This is a genomic window from Cellulosimicrobium sp. RS (genome assembly GCF_046159675.1).
Lineage (GTDB): Bacteria > Actinomycetota > Actinomycetes > Actinomycetales > Cellulomonadaceae > Cellulosimicrobium > Cellulosimicrobium funkei.
In genome coordinates this window covers 45,248-61,925 of the sequence record NZ_JBJXVU010000012.1, presented here as the reverse complement: position 1 = coordinate 61,925, position 16,678 = coordinate 45,248, and the positions used below count along the sequence as shown (strand labels likewise).

Annotated in this window: 18 protein-coding genes; 4 read left to right on the top strand and 14 right to left on the bottom strand. The window is 71.2% G+C overall.

Annotation, left to right across the window (positions count from 1 at the left end):
- The first annotated feature begins 11 nt into the window (after positions 1 to 11).
- The 3 genes from ACI769_RS17355 to ACI769_RS17345 are packed head-to-tail and all read left to right on the top strand — an operon-like array spanning position 12 to position 1,762.
- On the top strand, positions 12 to 452 hold the full coding sequence (locus ACI769_RS17355) for an arsenate reductase ArsC (RefSeq protein WP_211934281.1): 441 nt from the start codon (positions 12 to 14) through the stop codon (positions 450 to 452).
- Positions 453 to 474: 22 nt separating this feature from the next.
- Entirely contained in the window at positions 475 to 831 is a 357-nt protein-coding gene (locus ACI769_RS17350; protein WP_211934280.1) for a helix-turn-helix transcriptional regulator, read from the top strand.
- 19 nt (positions 832 to 850) lie between these two features.
- On the top strand, positions 851 to 1,762 hold the full coding sequence (locus ACI769_RS17345; RefSeq protein ID WP_211934279.1) for a low molecular weight phosphatase family protein: 912 nt from the start codon (positions 851 to 853) through the stop codon (positions 1,760 to 1,762).
- A 14-nt stretch (positions 1,763 to 1,776) separates the two neighbouring features.
- On the opposite strand, the gene ACI769_RS17340 is transcribed toward ACI769_RS17345, so the two are convergent.
- From ACI769_RS17340 to ACI769_RS17305, 8 genes are all read right to left on the bottom strand, one after another.
- Positions 1,777 to 2,163, bottom strand: a complete 387-nt coding sequence (locus ACI769_RS17340; protein ID WP_409142031.1) for a hypothetical protein — start codon at positions 2,161 to 2,163, stop codon at positions 1,777 to 1,779.
- Between the two features lie 48 nt (positions 2,164 to 2,211).
- The gene (locus tag ACI769_RS17335; RefSeq protein WP_211934277.1) at positions 2,212 to 2,967 is read right to left on the bottom strand and encodes a winged helix family transcriptional regulator; all 756 of its coding nucleotides are present in this window, start codon (positions 2,965 to 2,967) and stop codon (positions 2,212 to 2,214) included.
- 20 nt (positions 2,968 to 2,987) lie between these two features.
- On the bottom strand, positions 2,988 to 3,869 hold the full coding sequence (gene pstB, locus ACI769_RS17330) for a phosphate ABC transporter ATP-binding protein PstB (protein WP_409142030.1): 882 nt from the start codon (positions 3,867 to 3,869) through the stop codon (positions 2,988 to 2,990).
- A 23-nt stretch (positions 3,870 to 3,892) separates the two neighbouring features.
- Complete coding sequence (gene pstA / locus ACI769_RS17325) at positions 3,893 to 4,801, bottom strand: phosphate ABC transporter permease PstA (protein WP_409142029.1); 909 nt, start codon at positions 4,799 to 4,801, stop codon at positions 3,893 to 3,895.
- The gene (gene pstC / locus ACI769_RS17320; RefSeq protein ID WP_211934275.1) at positions 4,801 to 5,775 is read right to left on the bottom strand and encodes a phosphate ABC transporter permease subunit PstC; all 975 of its coding nucleotides are present in this window, start codon (positions 5,773 to 5,775) and stop codon (positions 4,801 to 4,803) included. The genes pstA and pstC overlap by 1 nt, the downstream gene beginning before the upstream one ends.
- 11 nt (positions 5,776 to 5,786) lie before the next feature.
- The gene (locus tag ACI769_RS17315; protein WP_211934274.1) at positions 5,787 to 6,770 is read right to left on the bottom strand and encodes a PstS family phosphate ABC transporter substrate-binding protein; all 984 of its coding nucleotides are present in this window, start codon (positions 6,768 to 6,770) and stop codon (positions 5,787 to 5,789) included.
- A gap of 146 nt (positions 6,771 to 6,916) precedes the next feature.
- Positions 6,917 to 7,423 (bottom strand): GNAT family N-acetyltransferase, encoded by a 507-nt coding sequence (locus ACI769_RS17310; RefSeq protein ID WP_211934273.1) that lies wholly within the window; start codon positions 7,421 to 7,423, stop codon positions 6,917 to 6,919.
- Positions 7,420 to 8,835 carry an FAD-dependent oxidoreductase gene (locus tag ACI769_RS17305; RefSeq protein ID WP_211934272.1) on the bottom strand — a complete coding sequence of 472 codons (1,416 nt, stop codon included), beginning with the start codon at positions 8,833 to 8,835 and terminating at the stop codon, positions 7,420 to 7,422. Before ACI769_RS17305 ends, ACI769_RS17310 begins: the two co-directional genes overlap by 4 nt.
- Before the next feature lie 85 nt (positions 8,836 to 8,920).
- Between ACI769_RS17305 and ACI769_RS17300 the strand changes: the two genes are divergently transcribed.
- Positions 8,921 to 9,292, top strand: a complete 372-nt coding sequence (locus ACI769_RS17300; RefSeq protein ID WP_211934271.1) for a metalloregulator ArsR/SmtB family transcription factor — start codon at positions 8,921 to 8,923, stop codon at positions 9,290 to 9,292.
- Positions 9,293 to 9,358: 66 nt separating this feature from the next.
- Here the strand turns inward: ACI769_RS17300 and ACI769_RS17295 are convergent, their stop codons facing one another.
- From ACI769_RS17295 to ACI769_RS17270, 6 genes are all read right to left on the bottom strand, one after another.
- The gene (locus ACI769_RS17295) at positions 9,359 to 11,044 is read right to left on the bottom strand and encodes a ribonuclease J (RefSeq protein ID WP_211934270.1); all 1,686 of its coding nucleotides are present in this window, start codon (positions 11,042 to 11,044) and stop codon (positions 9,359 to 9,361) included.
- Between the two features lie 119 nt (positions 11,045 to 11,163).
- The gene (locus tag ACI769_RS17290) at positions 11,164 to 11,433 is read right to left on the bottom strand and encodes a DUF2180 family protein (protein WP_211934269.1); all 270 of its coding nucleotides are present in this window, start codon (positions 11,431 to 11,433) and stop codon (positions 11,164 to 11,166) included.
- 31 nt (positions 11,434 to 11,464) lie between these two features.
- Entirely contained in the window at positions 11,465 to 13,018 is a 1,554-nt protein-coding gene (locus ACI769_RS17285) for a SulP family inorganic anion transporter (protein WP_211934268.1), read from the bottom strand.
- 172 nt (positions 13,019 to 13,190) lie between these two features.
- Positions 13,191 to 14,456, bottom strand: a complete 1,266-nt coding sequence (locus ACI769_RS17280; protein WP_211934267.1) for an MFS transporter — start codon at positions 14,454 to 14,456, stop codon at positions 13,191 to 13,193.
- Between the two features lie 73 nt (positions 14,457 to 14,529).
- A complete protein-coding gene (locus ACI769_RS17275; protein ID WP_211934266.1) occupies positions 14,530 to 16,122 on the bottom strand; it encodes a peptide chain release factor 3 in 1,593 nt (530 codons plus the stop codon).
- On the bottom strand, positions 16,119 to 16,535 hold the full coding sequence (locus tag ACI769_RS17270; protein WP_211934265.1) for a MerR family transcriptional regulator: 417 nt from the start codon (positions 16,533 to 16,535) through the stop codon (positions 16,119 to 16,121). The genes ACI769_RS17275 and ACI769_RS17270 overlap by 4 nt, the downstream gene beginning before the upstream one ends.
- Positions 16,536 to 16,678 lie beyond the last annotated feature (143 nt).

Here is a 16,678-nt window from a genome sequence, read left to right as displayed (position 1 = left end):
AGGAGAACGCCATGACCGACACCACCACCGCGAAGCCGTCAGCCCTGTTCGTCTGCGTCCACAACGCCGGCCGATCCCAGATGGCCGCCGGCTACCTTCGCGCACTGTCCGGCGGCGCCGTCGAGGTCCGCTCCGCCGGCTCGGCCCCGGCGGACCAGATCAACCCCGTCGCCGTCGAGGCCATGCTCGAAGAGGGCATCGACATCCGCGCCGAGCAGCCCAAGGTCCTCACCACCGAGGCCGTCCAGGCGTCCGACGTCGTCATCACCATGGGCTGCGGCGACGCCTGCCCGATCTTCCCCGGCAAGCGCTACGAGGACTGGGAGCTCGCCGACCCGGCAGGGCAGGGCATCGAGTCTGTGCGCCCCATTCGCGACGAGATCCGCGGCCGTGTCTTGACCCTGCTGGGCGAGCTCGGCGTCACGCCGGTCGCGCCCACCCCGGCCGCCTGACGCGGACGGCTATCCTCGATGGGTGAGCGCCCCGGCAAGCGAGTCGTCCCCGCCCCTGCAGGGGCGGGCCGAACGCGCGCCGGGGCCCGCCCTGCGCACGACGCTGAGCCGCGAGCAGGCCGAGGACACCGCCACGCTGCTGCGGGTCGTCTCCGACCCCACCCGCCTACAGCTGCTGAGCCTGATCCACCACAGCGCCGATGCCCGTGCCCGCGTCGCGGACCTGACCCGCGCGCTCGGCCTGCGCCAGCCCACCGTGTCCCACCACCTGAAGGTGATGACCGAGGCGGGCATCGTCACCCGCGACCCCGTGGGACGCGAGGTCTGGTACTCCATCGTCCCCGTCCGTCTGCACGCGATCGCGGACCTGCTGCGCTGACCGGGCGGGGCGTGCCCCGATGAGCCCGGACGACCTGCGCGCCGCCCAGGCCGCCACGATGGCCGATCCCGACAGGTTGCGGCTCCTGGCCCTGATCATCACCGACCCGAGTGGACAGCCCCGCGCCCGAGACCTGGCCGGACCCGGTGGCGCCCTCGACGCCGTCGGCGCGCACCTGCAGGCCATGAGCGACGTCGGTGTCCTGGTCCGCGTCGGACACGGCCCCGACGCGCGATACCGCCCGACCCCGGACGCCCTGGCCCGATTCGGCGGCGCCGCGATCGGCGCGCCGGACCGGTCCGGCGCCGCGCACGTCCCACCCGGGGACCACGACCGCCTCCTGCGACGGATCACCGCCGACCTGAGCGCCACCTACACCGACGTCCTCGCGCCCGAGACCGTCGCCCGGTTCGTCACCGACAGCTACGACCTGCTCGCCGCCCGCGCCACCGTGCGCCGCCACCTGCCCGCGCTCACCGCGCGCTTCGCCGCCGACCGGCTCGCCGCCCTCACCCTCGACCGGCACGGCCTCGCGCCGCGCCAGGACGTGCTGTTCGTGTGCGTGCGCAACGCCGGCAGGTCCCAGATCGCCGCCGCGGTGCTGCGCTCGATCGCCGGCGACCAGGTGCGCGTGCGCACTGCCGGGTCGGTGCCCGCCGCCTCGATCGACCCCGTCGTGCGCACCGAGCTCGCGCGACGCGGCCTCGACGCGCTGACCGAGTTTCCCCGCCCCCTCACCGACGAGGTCGTGCGCGCCTCAGGCGTCGTGGTCACCATGGGCTGCGGCGACGCCTGCCCGGTCTTCCCTGGCCGGCGCTACGTCGACTGGACCGTCGAGGACCCTTCCGGTCGCCCACTTCAGGACGTCGTGCGCATCGTCGACGACATCACCGCGCGCGTGCACGACCTCGTACGCGAGATCACCCCCTGAAGCCGGGCAGCCTCTCAGCGCGAGACCGGACCGGCGCCGCTACCCGCCGTGCGCGCGACATCGGTCACCAGATCTCGCACGAGCTGCCGGACCCGACGCCGGGCCAGGTGGTGCCGCCAGCGCCCGCCCTCTACTGCCCCGACAAGGTCGTCCGGGGCTGCGTCCACCGTCAGGTCGCACCACACACCGCGGGCGACGAGATGGGCGGAGAACTCGTACGTGCGCGCGCCCAGACGGCCACGCACCACCAAGCCGTCCCCCGGCACAGCGTCGCGCACACGCCCGGCCATGGCCCCGTAGGCCGCCGGCACACCCGGTACCTCGGCGTCGATCCCCAGGACGACCAGGAGCGCACGCCACGTCTGCTCGGCCGACGCCGCGACGGCGACGGTCGCGCTCACGTCCCGGTCGAGGAGTCGGCTCGCCACCCCATCATGATAGATCGACGTCTATGGGTTTGGGTGTGAGTATGCGGCGAGGACGGCGCTCTCCAGGCGAAAGCCGATCCCGCGCACGGTGTGGATGGCGCCGGCGAGGTGATGGGCGTCGAGCTTGCGGCGCAGGCGGGAGATGACCGCGGCCAGGGTTCCGTCCGGGTCGGGTGAACGCGGCCAGTAGCGGTGGGTGAACCGCTCGCGCGGGATCACGTGGTCGGGGTGGGTCGCCAGCTCGTGCAGGACCTCGAACTCCAGCGTGCTCAGGTCGATGCCGCGTCCGTGCAGGCGTGCGTCGTAGGCGTCCGGGTCGAGCTCGAGCGATCCGACGCGCACGATCCCTGGTTCCTGGTTCCCGGCGAGGCCGAGCAGGGTCGCGGCCATGCGCGCGGGCTGGTAGGGCTGGTCGACGACGGGCCGGGCCCCGGCGAGCACCGCGCCGCCGAGCCGGTCGGCGTCGCCGGCCCGGTGGGCGAGCAGGACGGGCAGGTCGAGCTCGTCGCGCACCACGGCGACGAAGGCGCTGAGCATCGGGTCGGCCACCGCTGCGCTGACCACGACGGCGCGGGTGTGTGCGAGCGAGGCGCGGGCGAGGCCGCGCAGCGGGTCGCTCACGGGCTCGAGCGTGATGCCTTGCTCGCGCATCGCGGTCACGAGCCCTTCGCGAGGGTCGAACGTGGGGTCGACGAGGACGGCGCGCACGGTCTGGGGCCCGAGCGCGGTGGCCTCGCGCTGGGTGCTGGGACCGCGCGGGGGAAGGGTGACGGTCATCGTCGGCTCCTGGTGGGTGGTCAGCCGAAGCGTCCGGTGATGTAGTCCTCGGTGCGCTGGTCGGCCGGGTTCTCGAAGATCTTCGCGGTGTGGTCGAACTCGACGAGCTCGCCCGTGCGGTCACCGGTGGTCTCGTCGACGGCGGCGGTGAAGAACGCGGTGCGGTCGGCGACGCGGGCCGCCTGCTGCATGTTGTGGGTGACGATGACGATCGTGTACAGGTCGCGCAGCTCGGTCATGAGGGTCTCGATGCGCATGGTCGCGATGGGGTCGAGCGACGCGCACGGCTCGTCCATGAGGATCACGTCGGGCTCGACGGCGATCGTGCGGGCGATGCACAGGCGCTGCTGCTGCCCACCGGACAGGCCGTAGGCGGACTGCTTGAGCTTGTCCTTGACCTCGTCCCACAGGGCGGCGCGGGTCAGTGCCTGCTCGACGTGGTCGTCCATCGACGCGACCTTCATCCCCGTGACTCTCGGGCCGTAGGCGATGTTGTCGTAGATCGACTTCGGGAACGGGTTGGGCTTTTGAAAGACCATCCCGATGCGGCGGCGCACCTCGATCGGGTCCACGCCGGCGCCATACATGTCCTGGCCCCAGTACCGTACGGACCCGGTCACGCGCGCGCCTTCGACCAGGTCGTTCATCCGGTTCAAGGAGCGCAGGATGGTGGACTTCCCGCACCCGGACGGGCCGATGAGGGCCGTGATCTCGTTGTGCCCGAACGCCAGGGACACGTCGCGCACGGCGCGGAAGGAGCCGTAGTAGACGTCGACGTCCTCGCACTGCAGGACCGGGTTGGGCTCGGCAGGGATCTCGCGGTGCTCGCTGTGGGCGGGGCGAGTGGAGATCTGGGTGCTGGAGGACATGGTGGCCTTCGCGGAGGTGCCGGTGGTGGTCATGGTGGGGTGGTCCTCGGGTGGTCTCACCAGCGGCGCTGGTAGCGGTTGCGGATGATGATGGCCAGCGCGTTCATGGCCAGCAGGATCCCCACGAGCAGGATCGAGGTCGCGGCCGCGAGCTCGTGGAACCCGGCCTGGGGTGCGTTGGTCCAGCCATAGATCTGGATCGGCATGGTGGTGAAGCCCGAGAGCAGCCCGTTGGGGTCGAAGGAGATGAACACCAGGGCACCCAGCAGCAGCAGCGGCGCGGCCTCGCCGAGCGCGCGGGACAGGGCCAGGATCGTGCCGGTGGCGATGCCCGGGACCGCGGCGGGCAACGTGATGCGCCAGGTGGTCTGCAGCTCGGTCGCGCCTAGAGCGAGCGACCCGTGGCGCAGCTCGCGCGGGACGGCGCGCAACGCCTCACGGGTGGCGATGATGATGACGGGCAGGATGAGCAGCGCCAGGGCGAGCGCGCCGCCGATCACGATGTTCTTGTTCCCGACGCCGATCAAGGCCAGGGTCCCGATCGCGAGCATGCCGTAGATGATCGACGGGATGGCCGACAGGTTCTGGATGTTGAGCTCGATGAACCGGTTGAACCAGTGGCGCCGGTCGGCGAACTCCTCCAGGTGCACGGCCGCGGCGACCCCGAGCGGGATCGCGAGGGCGGCGGTGGTGCCGATCACCCACAGCGACCCCAGGATCGCGGGGCGCGCCCCGGCCTCCTCGGGCCGCGAGGACGGGTACTCGGTGAACAGGCGCGAGTCGAGCCGGTCGGCGCCCTGGGCGATCGTCGTGACGATCAGCGCGACGAGGGTGGCGAACGCGACGAACAGCGAGATCCACAGCAGGGCCAGGAAGAGCACCGAGGTCGGGGTGCGTTCCTTGTACCGGTTACCGGTGGCCAGGCGAGCTTGCTGGGTCGCCACGGCGGGGGTGTGCAGGGCCATCAGTACTCCTGGCGGAAGCGGCGCACGAGCTGGATGCTGATCGCGTTGACCACGAGGGTCAGGGCGAACAGCAGCAGGCCCACGGCGAAGAGGGTGTTGTACTCCAGCGACCCGACCCGGGCGTCGCCCAGGGCCATGCGGGCGATGAACCCGGTCATGGTGGCGCCCTCCATGGTCGGGTCGGTGACCATCTGAGGCCGGGCGCCGGCAGCGATCGCGACAATCATCGTCTCCCCGATCGCACGGGAGATGCCGAGCACCACCGCGGCGACGATCCCGGACAGCGCCGCGGGGAAGACCACGCGCAGCGAGGTCTGCATCCGGTTGGCGCCCAGCGCGGCCGAGCCCTGGCGCAGTGCGGCGGGCACCGCGGACATGGCGTCCTCGGACAGGGAGGCGACGGTCGGGATGATCATCACGCCCATGACCAGCCCGGCGGCCAGGATCGAGAACGTGCCGACCTCGATGCTCAGCCAGTCCCGCAGCACCGTCGGGGCGACGAACGACAGGGCGAAGAAGCCGAACACCACGGTCGGCACGCCGGCCAGCAGCTCGAGGATCGGCTTGAGGATCTTGCGGGCGCGGGGGCGCGCGTACTCGGCAAGGTAGATCGCCGCGCCCAGCCCGAACGGGACCGCCACCGCCAGCGCGATCAGCGTCGTCCAGGCCGTGGCCGTGACCAGGGGCAGGACCCCGAAGGTCGGGTCGGCGAACTGCGGCGCCCAGCGAGTCCCGGTGAGGAACTCCACGACGGAGACCTCGGCGAAGAACTGCAGTGCGGGTGTCAGCAGCGAGATCACGATGCCGACCGTGATCAGGATCGACAACCAGGCCGCCAGGCGCAGCAGGAGGCGCACCAGCGCCTCACCGCGGCGCGCGCGCCGGCGGGTGATGGCCGGGCCGTGCTCGGTCAGGGCCGGTGGCCGGCCCGGCGCACGCACCGGACCGGCCACCGTGGAACGAGGGGTGCTCATCGAGGCGCCGGTCAGCCGACCAGGCTCGCGAGCTCGTCCGCCGCGGTCTGCTGCTGCTCGTCCGTCAGGTCGATGAACAGCGCGTCCGCGGCGATCTCCTCCTCGTTGGCGAGGTAGAAGTCGACGAACGAACGCAGCGCCTCGTTCTCGGCGTACTTCGCGTTGTTGACGTAGATGAACAGCGGGCGGCCCAGCGGCGAGTACGTGCCGTCCTGCACCGTCTCCTTGGACGGGACGACGCACCCGTCACCGTTGTCCACGGCGAGGAGCTTGATCGAGTCGGCGTTCTCCTCGGCGTAGCTCAGGCCGAAGAACCCCATCGCGCCGACCGCGCCAGAGACGCCCTGCACCGTGAGGTTGTCGTCCTCCGACGGGGTGTAGTCCGTGCGGATCGCGCCCTCCTCGCCGTTGATCGCCTCGGTGAAGTAGTCGAACGTGCCCGAGTCCGTGCCCGCCCCGTACAGCGCGAGCGCCTCGTCCGGGAACTCCGGGTCGACCTGGCTCCAGGAGGTCACCGTGCCCTCGGAGTCTGGGCCCCAGATGGTCGCGAGCTGCTCGGTCGTGATGCACTCCAGCCAGTCGTTCTCCGGGTTCACCACCACCGACAGGCCGTCGTTGGCGATGACGATCTCGGTGAATTCCACACCGTTGTCCTCGCACGCCGCGATCTCCTCGTCCTTGATCGGACGCGAGGCGTCGGAGATGTCGGTCTCCCCGGCGCAGAACCGCTCGAACCCGCCACCGGTGCCCGACGTGGCGACCGTGACGTTGATACCCGGCTCCTCGTCGCGGAACAACGTGGCCGCCGCCGAGCTCAGCGGCTCGACCGTCGAGGAGCCGTCGATGACGACCTCCCCGCTGAGCCCGCCACCCGATGTCTCGCCATCGCCGGTCGCTCCCTGGCTCTGGCCACCACACGCGGCGAGCGTGAGCACCAGCCCCGTCGCGCCGATCACGACAGCGGTGCGCTGCGGAAGTCTGAACACGTAAGTCATCCCGTCTCGTCGGGGCGGGACCTTCGCCCGCCCGCATCCACCAACACGATCGATAGAACGCGGTCTATGTGAACGTGTGGTGAACGAGGTCGGAAGCCCGGATGACAGATAGAGCACGATCTATGTTTGCCGTGCCCGCAGGGCGGTTACGGGAGGGGCAGGGACTTCTGCAGCAGGGTCGTGCCCAGCCACCGGTCGAACTTGCGGCCCACGCGTTCCAGGCGCCCGGCGTCGGTGAACCCGGCGCGACGGTGCAGGGCGAGTGATGCGGCGGTGTCGCCGTCGGCGATGACCGCGATCACCTCTCGTGCGCCGGCCGCTGCGGCGTCGGTGAGCACCTGGTCGAGCAGCCGGGTCCCGATCCCGCGCCCGGTCGCTGCGAGGTCGAGGTAGATCGTGTCCTCGACCGTGTGGGCGTAGGCCGGGCGCGGGCGCCACGGGCCCACGTAGGCGAACCCGGACACGGCGCCGTCGAGGTCGGCGACCAGGAACGGCCAGCCCGCACCCTGCAGGGCCACGAGCTTGTCCGCCCACACGGTCTCGCCCGGTGGGGTGAGCTCGAACGTCGCGGTCGACGTCGTCACGTAGTGGTCGTAGATGCGCGCGACCCCCGCCATGTCGGCGGGGGTCGCGATCCGCAGGGTCAGACTCACGCGTCCTGGCCGTCGCCCGACCGGCCGTGCACGACGCCGGTCGCGAACCCGACACCGGCCGGCGCCCCGACACCGAGGGTGACCAGCTGCGGCTCGGCCGGCGCGGTTCCGCAGCACGACCCGCCCGCGCTCGCGCCGTCGGCCTCCAGGGCCAGATCGGTCGAGCAGACGCCGGTCGCGGGCAGGTTCAGCTCGACCGCGTCGGCCGCGGTCCGGTCCCCGGCCAGCGCTGCGGCGATCGAGCGCACCTGCTCATACCCCGTGGCGAGCAGGAACGTCGGCGCGCGGCCGTAGGACTTCATGCCCGCGAGGTAGAACCCGTCGTCCGGGTGGGACAGCACCTGCTCCCCGTGCGGGGGCACCGTGCCGCACGAGTGCTGGTTCGGGTCGATGAGCGGGGCCAGCGCCGTGGGCGCCTCCACGACCGGGTCCAGGTCCAGGCGCACCTCGCGCAGCATGTCGAGGTCCGGGCGGAACCCGGTCGCGTTGACGATCTGGTGGACGTCGAGGTTCAGCGCCCCGTCACGGGCGGTCCCCAGCACCTGCACGGTGTCCCCGCCCGGGACGAGGCGCTCGATCGAGACCCGGGTGAGCAGGGTCAGGCGCCCAGCCTCCACGGCGGCCCGCAGGCGCGTGCCGAGCAGCCCGCGGGCGGGAAGCTCGTCGTCGGAGCCGCCGCCGAACAGGCGCCGCGCGGACCCGCCGCGGATCGCCCAGGTGATCGTGGTGCCCGGCTCGGCCTCGGAGAGCTCGACGAGGGCCAGCAGCGTGTTCGCCGCGGAGTGCCCCATCCCGACGACGAGCGTGTCCCGGCCGGCGAACCGGTCGCGCTGCGACCCGAGGACGTCCGGAAGCGGTCCGGTGACATACCCTGCGGCCCCCGTCTCGCCCGCCGCCGGGAGACCGGAGACACCCAGCGGGTTCGACGTCGAGAACGTGCCTGACGCGTCGATCACCGCGCGCGCCAGCACGTCCTGAACCTGCCCGTCCGGGCCGACGGTGCGGACCCGGTAGCCCTGCCGCTCGCGCCCGAGGGAACGCGTCTTGTCCGCGCCGTCGCGCGCGACCGCCAGGACCCGCGTCCCGGTGCGCAGGCGCGCGGAGATCTGCGGCGTCGCGGCGAGCGGGACCAGGTAGCGCCCGACGAGCTCCCCACCGGTCGGCAGGGTGTCGGGGTCCGGCTCGACCCACCCCGTCGGGTCCAGCAGGCGCCGGGCTGCGGCGTCGACGTCGTACCGCCACGGGGAGAACAACCGCACATGACCCCACGACGCGATCGCCGCACCCGGGCCGTCACCCGCCTCGAGGACCAGCGGCTCCAGACCGCGCTCCAGCAGGTGCGCCGCCGCGGCCAGCCCCACCGGGCCCGCACCGATCACCACGACCGGCAGGTCCGCACGCTCAACGCTCATCGCACTCTCCTCGCATCGACGAACTTCGATCAACAAATAGGACGCCAACGTATCTACAAACTTCGATACATGGCAAGATGAGGGCATGACCACCACCGCGCTCACCCTCGAGGCACCGGACGCTCCCGCGGCAGGCGGATGCTGCGCGCCGCTCGTGCGCGACGCCGCGGACCCCGAGACCGCGCGCGACCTCGCCCGCATCTTCAAGGCGCTCGGCGACCCGACGCGCGTGCAGCTGCTGTCGATCGTCGCCGCGCACGACGGCGGCGAGGCGTGCGTGTGCGACCTCACCGAGCCGATCGGCCTCGCCCAGCCGACCGTCAGCCACCACCTGAAGATCCTCGTCGACGCCGGCCTGCTCCACCGCGAGCAACGCGGCCGATGGGCCTACTACTCCCTGGTCCCCGGCGCGCTCAGCCAGCTGGCAACCTCGCTCACGGAGACCACCGGTGGCTGAGAGGTTGTAACTCGAGCTGCGCAGGGTCCGTCGGGAGTTCGCTCGGCTCGTCGCGGGGGTCTGCGTCTAGGCGTCGAGGGCGTAGGCGATGACGACGGGGTCGCGTCGGGCGTCGCGGCCGAGGGAGCGTGCGACCGTGGTGGCGATGAGCTCTTCGAGCTCTTCGCCGGAGGTCTGGTTACGGTGTGCGGCGTCGGAGAGTGCCTTGCGCACGGCGCGGGTGGCCTTGTCGAGGCTGTCCTGGCTGTGCACCGAGCCGCGGTGCAGGTACTCGAGCGGTTCGGCGAGCTCGGTCGTGCCGGGCTGCAGGAGCGCGAGGACGGTGACGACGCCCGCTGCCGCGAGCTGGCGGCGCTCCGCCAGGGTGTCCTCGGTGGCATGGCCGATGGTCTGCCCGTCGACGTAGACGAGGTCGGCCTGGACCTGCCCGGCGATGCGGGCGACGCCGTCGAGGAGGTCGACGGCGACGCCGTCGCGGGTGATCAGGACGTGGTCGGGGTCGACGCCGGTGCGTTCGGCGAGGGCGCCGTTGGCGCGCAGGTGCTTGGGTTCGCCGTGCACGGGCATGACGTTGCGGGGGCGCAGGATGTTGTAGCAGTAGACGAGCTCGCCGGCGCTGGCGTGGCCGGAGACGTGCACGCGGGCGTTGCCCTTGTGGACGACGTTGGCGCCGAGGTCGGTGAGCTTGTTGATGATGCCGTAGATGGCGTTCTCGTTGCCGGGGATGAGGGAGCTGGCGAGCAGGACGGTGTCGCCCTCGCTGACGCGGACCTCGTGGGACTCGTTCGCCATGCGGGCCAGCGCGGCCAGGGGTTCGCCCTGAGACCCGGTGCACACGAGCGTGACCTTCTCCGGTGCCATGCCGCGGGTCTTGGTGTAGTCGACGACGAGCCCGCGCGGGACGTCGAGGTAGCCGAGCTCGCGCGCGATGCGCATGTTGCGCACCATGGACCGGCCGACGAACGCGACCTTGCGTCCGTGGGCGTGCGAGGCGTTCAGGACCTGCTGGATGCGGTGGACGTGGCTGGCGAAGCTGGACACGATGACGCGCCCGGGCGTGGTGGTGAAGACCTGGTCGATCGCCGGCGTGAGCTCGGCCTCGGAGATCGTGAAGCCGGGGACCTCGGCGTTGGTGGAGTCCACGAGCAGCAGGTCCACGCCTTCGTCGCCGAGCCGGCCGAACGCGCGCAGGTCGGTCAGGCGCCCGTCGAGCGGGAACTGGTCCATGCGGAAGTCGCCGGTGTGGAGCACGAGCCCGGCGGGTGTGCGGATCGCGACGGCGAGCCCGTCGGGGATCGAGTGGTTGACCGCGATGAACTCGAGGGCGAAGGGGCCGGCGGTGTGCCGGTCGCCCGCCTCGACGCGGGTGAGCACGGGGTCGATGCGGTGCTCGGTCAGCTTGGCCGCGACGAAGGCGAGCGTCAGCTCGGACCCGATGACGGGGATGTCCGGGCGCTGGCGCAGGAGGTAGGGCACCCCGCCGATGTGGTCCTCGTGCCCGTGGGTGAGCACGATGGCCTCGATGTCGTCGAGCCGGTTCTCCAGGCTCGCGAAGTCGGGGAGGATGACGTCGATGCCGGGCTGGTGCTCCTCGGGGAACAGCACGCCGCAGTCGATGACGAGCAGGCGCCCGTCGAGCTCGAAGACCGTCATGTTCCGGCCGATCTCCCCCACGCCACCCAGCGGTGTGATGCGCAGGGCTGCGGGCGCGGGGGCGGCTGGTTGCTTCAGGTCTCGTGGTGCGGTGTGCATGGTGTTCCCCGCTCAGGTGGTGTGGGCCGGTTCGTCGTGGCGCGGGACGTCACCACGACGAACCGGGGATCGTCGGCTGACCCGCGGCCCGGCACGCATTCTCCCGGGCCACTGGTGGGTCAGTGTGTGCGAGCGACGGTGACGTGCTCGTGGAGTCCGGCGTGCGCGCGCCCGCTGGCGCGGTGGATGGTCGAGGTGGCCTCGCGCGGCGCGCAGCTCGTGCAGGTCAACGTCCTGACGGTACGCGCCGTGGGGTTTCCCATCGTAGTGACGGTCTGCGTAGTTGCGGACTCCAGCGTATGGGGGCCGCACGTTGCGGCGCCGCAGCTGGAGCAGGTTGCGACGGCGGGGGTGTCCAGGCTCATCTGGGTGCAGTCGTAGCAGTGCATGTCAGTCCTCCACAGGGAGTTCGAGAACGTCTCAGTGTCCGGCGCCGAGCTTGCCGGCGAGCCGGTCGAGGCGTTCGGTGGTGTCGGGGTTGGCGCCGACGATGGTGACGGTCTTGCCCTTGGCCGCGTACTTCGTGCGGATCGCGTCGAGGGTCGCGACGGTGGAGGCGTCCCAGACGTGGGCCTTGGTCATGTCGATCACGATCTGCTTCGGGTCGCCGGCGTAGTCGAACTGGTAGACGAGGTCGTTGGAGGAGGCGAAGAACAGCTCGCCCTCGACCGCGTAGACGCGCTGGTTGTCCGCGTCGGATGCGTCCAGGCGGGTGACGGTCGTGAAGTGCGCGACGCGGCGGGCGAAGAGGACCATCGCGACCAGGACGCCGACGATCACGCCGTACGCCAGGTTGTGCGTCCACACCGTCACGATGACGGTGGCGAGCATGACGGCGGTCTCGGACTTCGGCATCCGCTTGAGAGTGCCGAACTGCACGGAGTGCCAGTCGAAGGTGCCGATCGCGACCATGATCATCACGGCCACCAGCGCGGCCATGGGGATGATCGCGACGACGTCGCCGAGCCCGACGACGAGGATCAGCAGGAACACCCCGGCGAGGAACGTCGAGATGCGCGTGCGCGCACCGGAGGCCTTCACGTTGATCATGGTCTGGCCGATCATGGCGCAGCCGCCCATGCCGCCGAAGAACCCGGTGATGACGTTCGCGGCGCCCTGCCCCCAGGCCTCGCGCGTCTTGTTCGAGTGCGTGTCGGTCACGTCGTCGACGAGCTTGGCCGTGAGCAGCGACTCGAGGATCCCGACCAGCGCCATGGCGAGCGCGAACGGCGCGATGATCTGCAGCGTCTCGAGGGTCAGCGGCACGTTCGGGAAGAACAGCGAGGGCAGCGAGTCGGGCAGCTCGCCCTCGTCGCCCACCGTCGGGACGTTGATGGCCGCCGTCACCGTCGCGGCGGTCAGCAGCACGATCGCGACGAGCGGAGCCGGGACGACCTTCGTCCAGCGAGGCATGAGGACCATGATCGCGATGCCGACGGCGACCAGCGGGTAGACCATCCACGGCACGTCCTGCAGGTGCGGGACCTGCGAGAGGAAGATGAGAATCGCCAGAGCGTTGACGAACCCGACCATGACCGAGCGCGGGATGAACCGCATGATCTTCGCGACACCGAGCAGACCGAGGGCGACCTGGATGACGCCCGCGAGGATCACGGTGGCGATGAAGTAGTCGACGCCGTGCTCGCGCGCGACGGGCGCGATGACGAGCGCGATCGCTCCGGTCGCGGCGGAGATCATCGCGGGACGCCCGCCGAGGAAGGCGATCGAGACCGCCATCGTGAAGGAGGCGAACAGGCCGATCCGGGGGTCGACGCCGGCGATGATCGAGAACGCGATCGCCTCGGGGATGAGCGCGAGAGCGACGACGAGCCCGGCGAGCACCTCGGTCTTCAGGCGGCGCGGGGACTTCAGGGCAGCGAGCACGGAGTAGGACTCGTCCGCCTCGGGCGCACCGGTGACGGGCTGAGGCGTGGGGGCGGGATCGGGCAGGGTGGCGCGGACGTCGTTCGACACGCAGCGTTCCTTCGAGGTCAGGGGCGCGCACGCCCCGAGGACCAGATCACGTGACCGGGTCCGGGGATGGACAGGACAAGGGCACGCGACGCTGCGCACGGGGAAGAGTGGATGGCTTCGGCCCTCCCGAAAGCGGGAAGAAGGGAAGGACCGAGCCGCCGATAACTCTACCCTAACGTGAGGGCAGGTTTGGCTCGGGGGCCTTCTCAGTGGCTGGACGTGACGGACGCCACCGGCGCCTGGGCCACCGACGCGGGTCGGGTTCGGGCGCAACTAGGGCCCAGATCGCGATGGCGATAGGGATCGCCGCGGTGACGAGCAGGGCGGGGGTGTAGCTGTCGAGGTGGTCGAAGACGGCGGCGAACAGCAGCGGGCCGCAGGCCGTGCCGCCGACACTGATGGAGGCCACCAGGCCGCGGATCGCTCCGATGTGCCGGGTGCCGAAGTAGCGGGGCAAGGTGGCGGCCTCGACGGCGCGGATCATGTTGCCGGCGATGCCCAGCAGGGCGCCGAAGAGCACGGCGGACCAGCCAGGGCTGACGTGCGTGCCCCACCACAGGGCCAGGGCGAGGGACACCATGGATCCCACGGTCATCCAGCGGGGCGCGAACCGGTCGATGAGGTAGCCGGTGGCGAGGGTCGCGAGGAGCCCGGCGACGGTCTGCGGGATGAAGTTGGCCGCCGCCTGGGTGGGCGACAGGCCGCGCGAGGTCAGCAGGCTGATCTGGTGGAAGGAGACGGCGGTGGTCAGCATGCCGGAGACCGCGACGGCGCTGGCGACCAGCCAGAAGTACGGGTGACGCACCGTCTCGGCTCGGGTCAGCCCGCTGCGCCGCGCCAGGTCGGCGCCGTCCGAGGGGGGCACGGCCCCGTCGGGGCGTTGGCCGAGAACGTCGGGACGGTCCCGCATGGCGAACAGCGCCAGGGGCAGCACGACGGCCCAGACCGCCAGTCCTTCGACGAGCCAGGCGGTGCGCCAGCCGTGCTGGGCGATCAGGCCCTCGAGCAGCAGCGGGGTTGCGGAGATGCCGACGGCACCCACGGCGGAGACGATGCCGGTGGCCAGGCCGCGGCGCCGGTCGAACCACAGGGCGACGGCGGTCGTCGCGGTCAGTCCCAGTGCGCCCTGCCCGGCCATGCGCACCCCGACGAAGCCGGCCGTCAGCCCGGCGATCGAGCTGACGAACGACAGGCCGACAAGCATGGCGCCGAACGCGACGCCGATCACGGTCAGGGTCCGTCGCACGCCGTGACGGTCCAGCCCCCGGCCGATCCAGGGCAGCACGACCGCCCCGGCGAGCGTGCCGACCAGGTACGCGGTCGAGACCGTCGACCGGGACATGCCCAGGTCGGCGATGAGCGGGTCGATGAACAACGAGATGCCGACGGTCTGTCCCGGCCCGGTCGCCGCGAGGGCGATCGAGGCGTAGACGACCATGTGCCAGCCGTAGAACCCGTTCGGGCTCAGGGCCGACGGGCGTGCGTGGTGCGAGGCCAGGGTGCTCCTCGGGTCAGGTGCCGCTCGCGACGAGCGGATTCAGCGGGATGTCGGGGTGAGCTCGCTCGAACGAGCGGGCGTGCCACACGTCTTGCAGCAGTACGAGCGGGGTCCCGTCGCCCCGGCGCGCGATCTCCACCCCGCGGTGAGTCTCGACGGTACCCAGGTGCTCAGGAGCGACCTGGCGCGCGAGTGACAGGTCGAGCCGGTCCACGATGACGGGGGCGGAGAACTCGTGCTCCATGCGGAACGCGGCGACCTCGAACTGCAGCGGTCCGACGGCGGCCAGGATCGGGTTGGCGTCACCGCGGGCCTCGGAGACCAGGACCTGGACCACGCCCTCCTGCTCGAGCTGGGCGATGCCCTTGCGGAACTGCTTGGACCGGCCCGGGTCGGCCGCGCGAGCGGCAACGAAGTGCTCGGGGGCGAAGATCGGCATGGGCGGGAAGCGCACCGGTCGGCCGACGGCGTCGTAGACCGTGTCGCCCACGGCCAACGAGCTGGCGTTCACGAGCCCGACGACGTCCCCGGGATAGGCCTGCTCGACAGTGGTGCGTTCGCGCCCGAAGACCGACAGCGCGTACTTGGTCGCGAACGGTCGACCGGTGCGCTCGTGCGTGACGACCATGCCGCGCTCGAACACCCCGGAGCACACACGCACGAACGCGACGTGGTCGCGATGCTGAGGATCCATCCCGGCCTGCATCTTGAACACGAACCCGCTGAACGCCTCACTCACCTCGCGCGACGTGCCATCGACCCCCGGTCGGGCGCCAGGTGCTGGAGCGAGATCGACGATCGTGTCCAAGAGCTGGCGCACCCCGATGTTGGTCAGCGCCGCGCCGAACAGCAGCGGCGTGCTCACGCCAGCCAGGAACGACTCACGGTCGACCGGGTCGAGAAGCTGCACGGACTCCAGCGCGTCGACGTGGTCCTGGCCCAGCTGGTCGACGGCCGCCTCCGGGGAGAGCAGGTCCTCCTCGGCGAGGGTCGCGCCCCCGGGCGCGCGCCGGTAGGTGCGCACCTGCCCGCTCGCCCGCTCCAGCAGACCGAGGAAGCGTCCCGCCTCGCCGATCGGCCACGTGATCGGGGCCGGGCGCAGGTCGATGCGCTGCTCCAGCTCGTCGCACAGCTCCAACGCCTCACGACCGGGGCGGTCCCACTTGTTGACGAACGTGATGACCGGCACCCCGCGGCGCCGGCACACCTCGAACAGCTTGAGCGTCTGCGGCTCCAACCCCTTGGCCGCGTCCAGCAGCATCACGGCGGCGTCGACCGCGGTCAGCACGCGGTAGGTGTCCTCGGAGAAGTCGGCGTGCCCCGGGGTGTCGAGCAGGTTGATCACGACGTCGCCGTAGGCGAACTGCAGCGCGGCCGACGTGATGGAGATGCCACGCTTCTGCTCCATCTCCAGCCAGTCGGAGACCACGCCAGCGCGCTCGCCCTTGCCCTGCACTGCACCCGCGTGATCGATCGCCCGCGCGTGCAACGCCAACGCCTCGGTGAGCGTGGACTTGCCCGCGTCGGGGTGAGAGATGACCGCGATGCTGCGCCGGCGGGCAGCCTGCACCTCGACCGGCGAGAGGTCCAGAGTCGGTGCGCTCACCGGGACCGGCTCACCACCTGACGCTGACGACGCACCTCTCGGCGCAGGCTGCCGGCAAACTCCTGCGCCGTCTCCAGCTGCGTGCGCAGACTCGCGCACCGCTCCTCGGCGGCCGTCTCGTACATGCTCAAGCGGTCTAGGCCGGCCTCGCGCACCGACGCCTCGACGTCGTCGCGCTCGAGGTCGTCGAGCACCGAGAGCAGGTCGCGCATCTCCTCCAGGGAGAAGTCCAGCGGCTTCATGCGCTTGACCAGCATCAGCCGCGCGATGTCGGACTCGGTGTACAGGCGAAAGCCGCCGTGCGAACGCGCCGACGGCGTGATCAGCCCGACCTCCTCGTAGTACCGGATCGTGCGCAACGACAGACCGGTGCGCTCGGCGACCTCACCGATCTGCTTGTGGTTCAACCCCATGACACCTCTCCGTTCGACCACGACACCCTACCGCAACGAGAGGACGGTACCCCTGTGATCCGGGCGTTTCACAGAAGCCCGGGAGAGGCATACACTCACGTAACGGTAGAGATATGGTGCGACAGTTCGGTCGCCCTCGAACC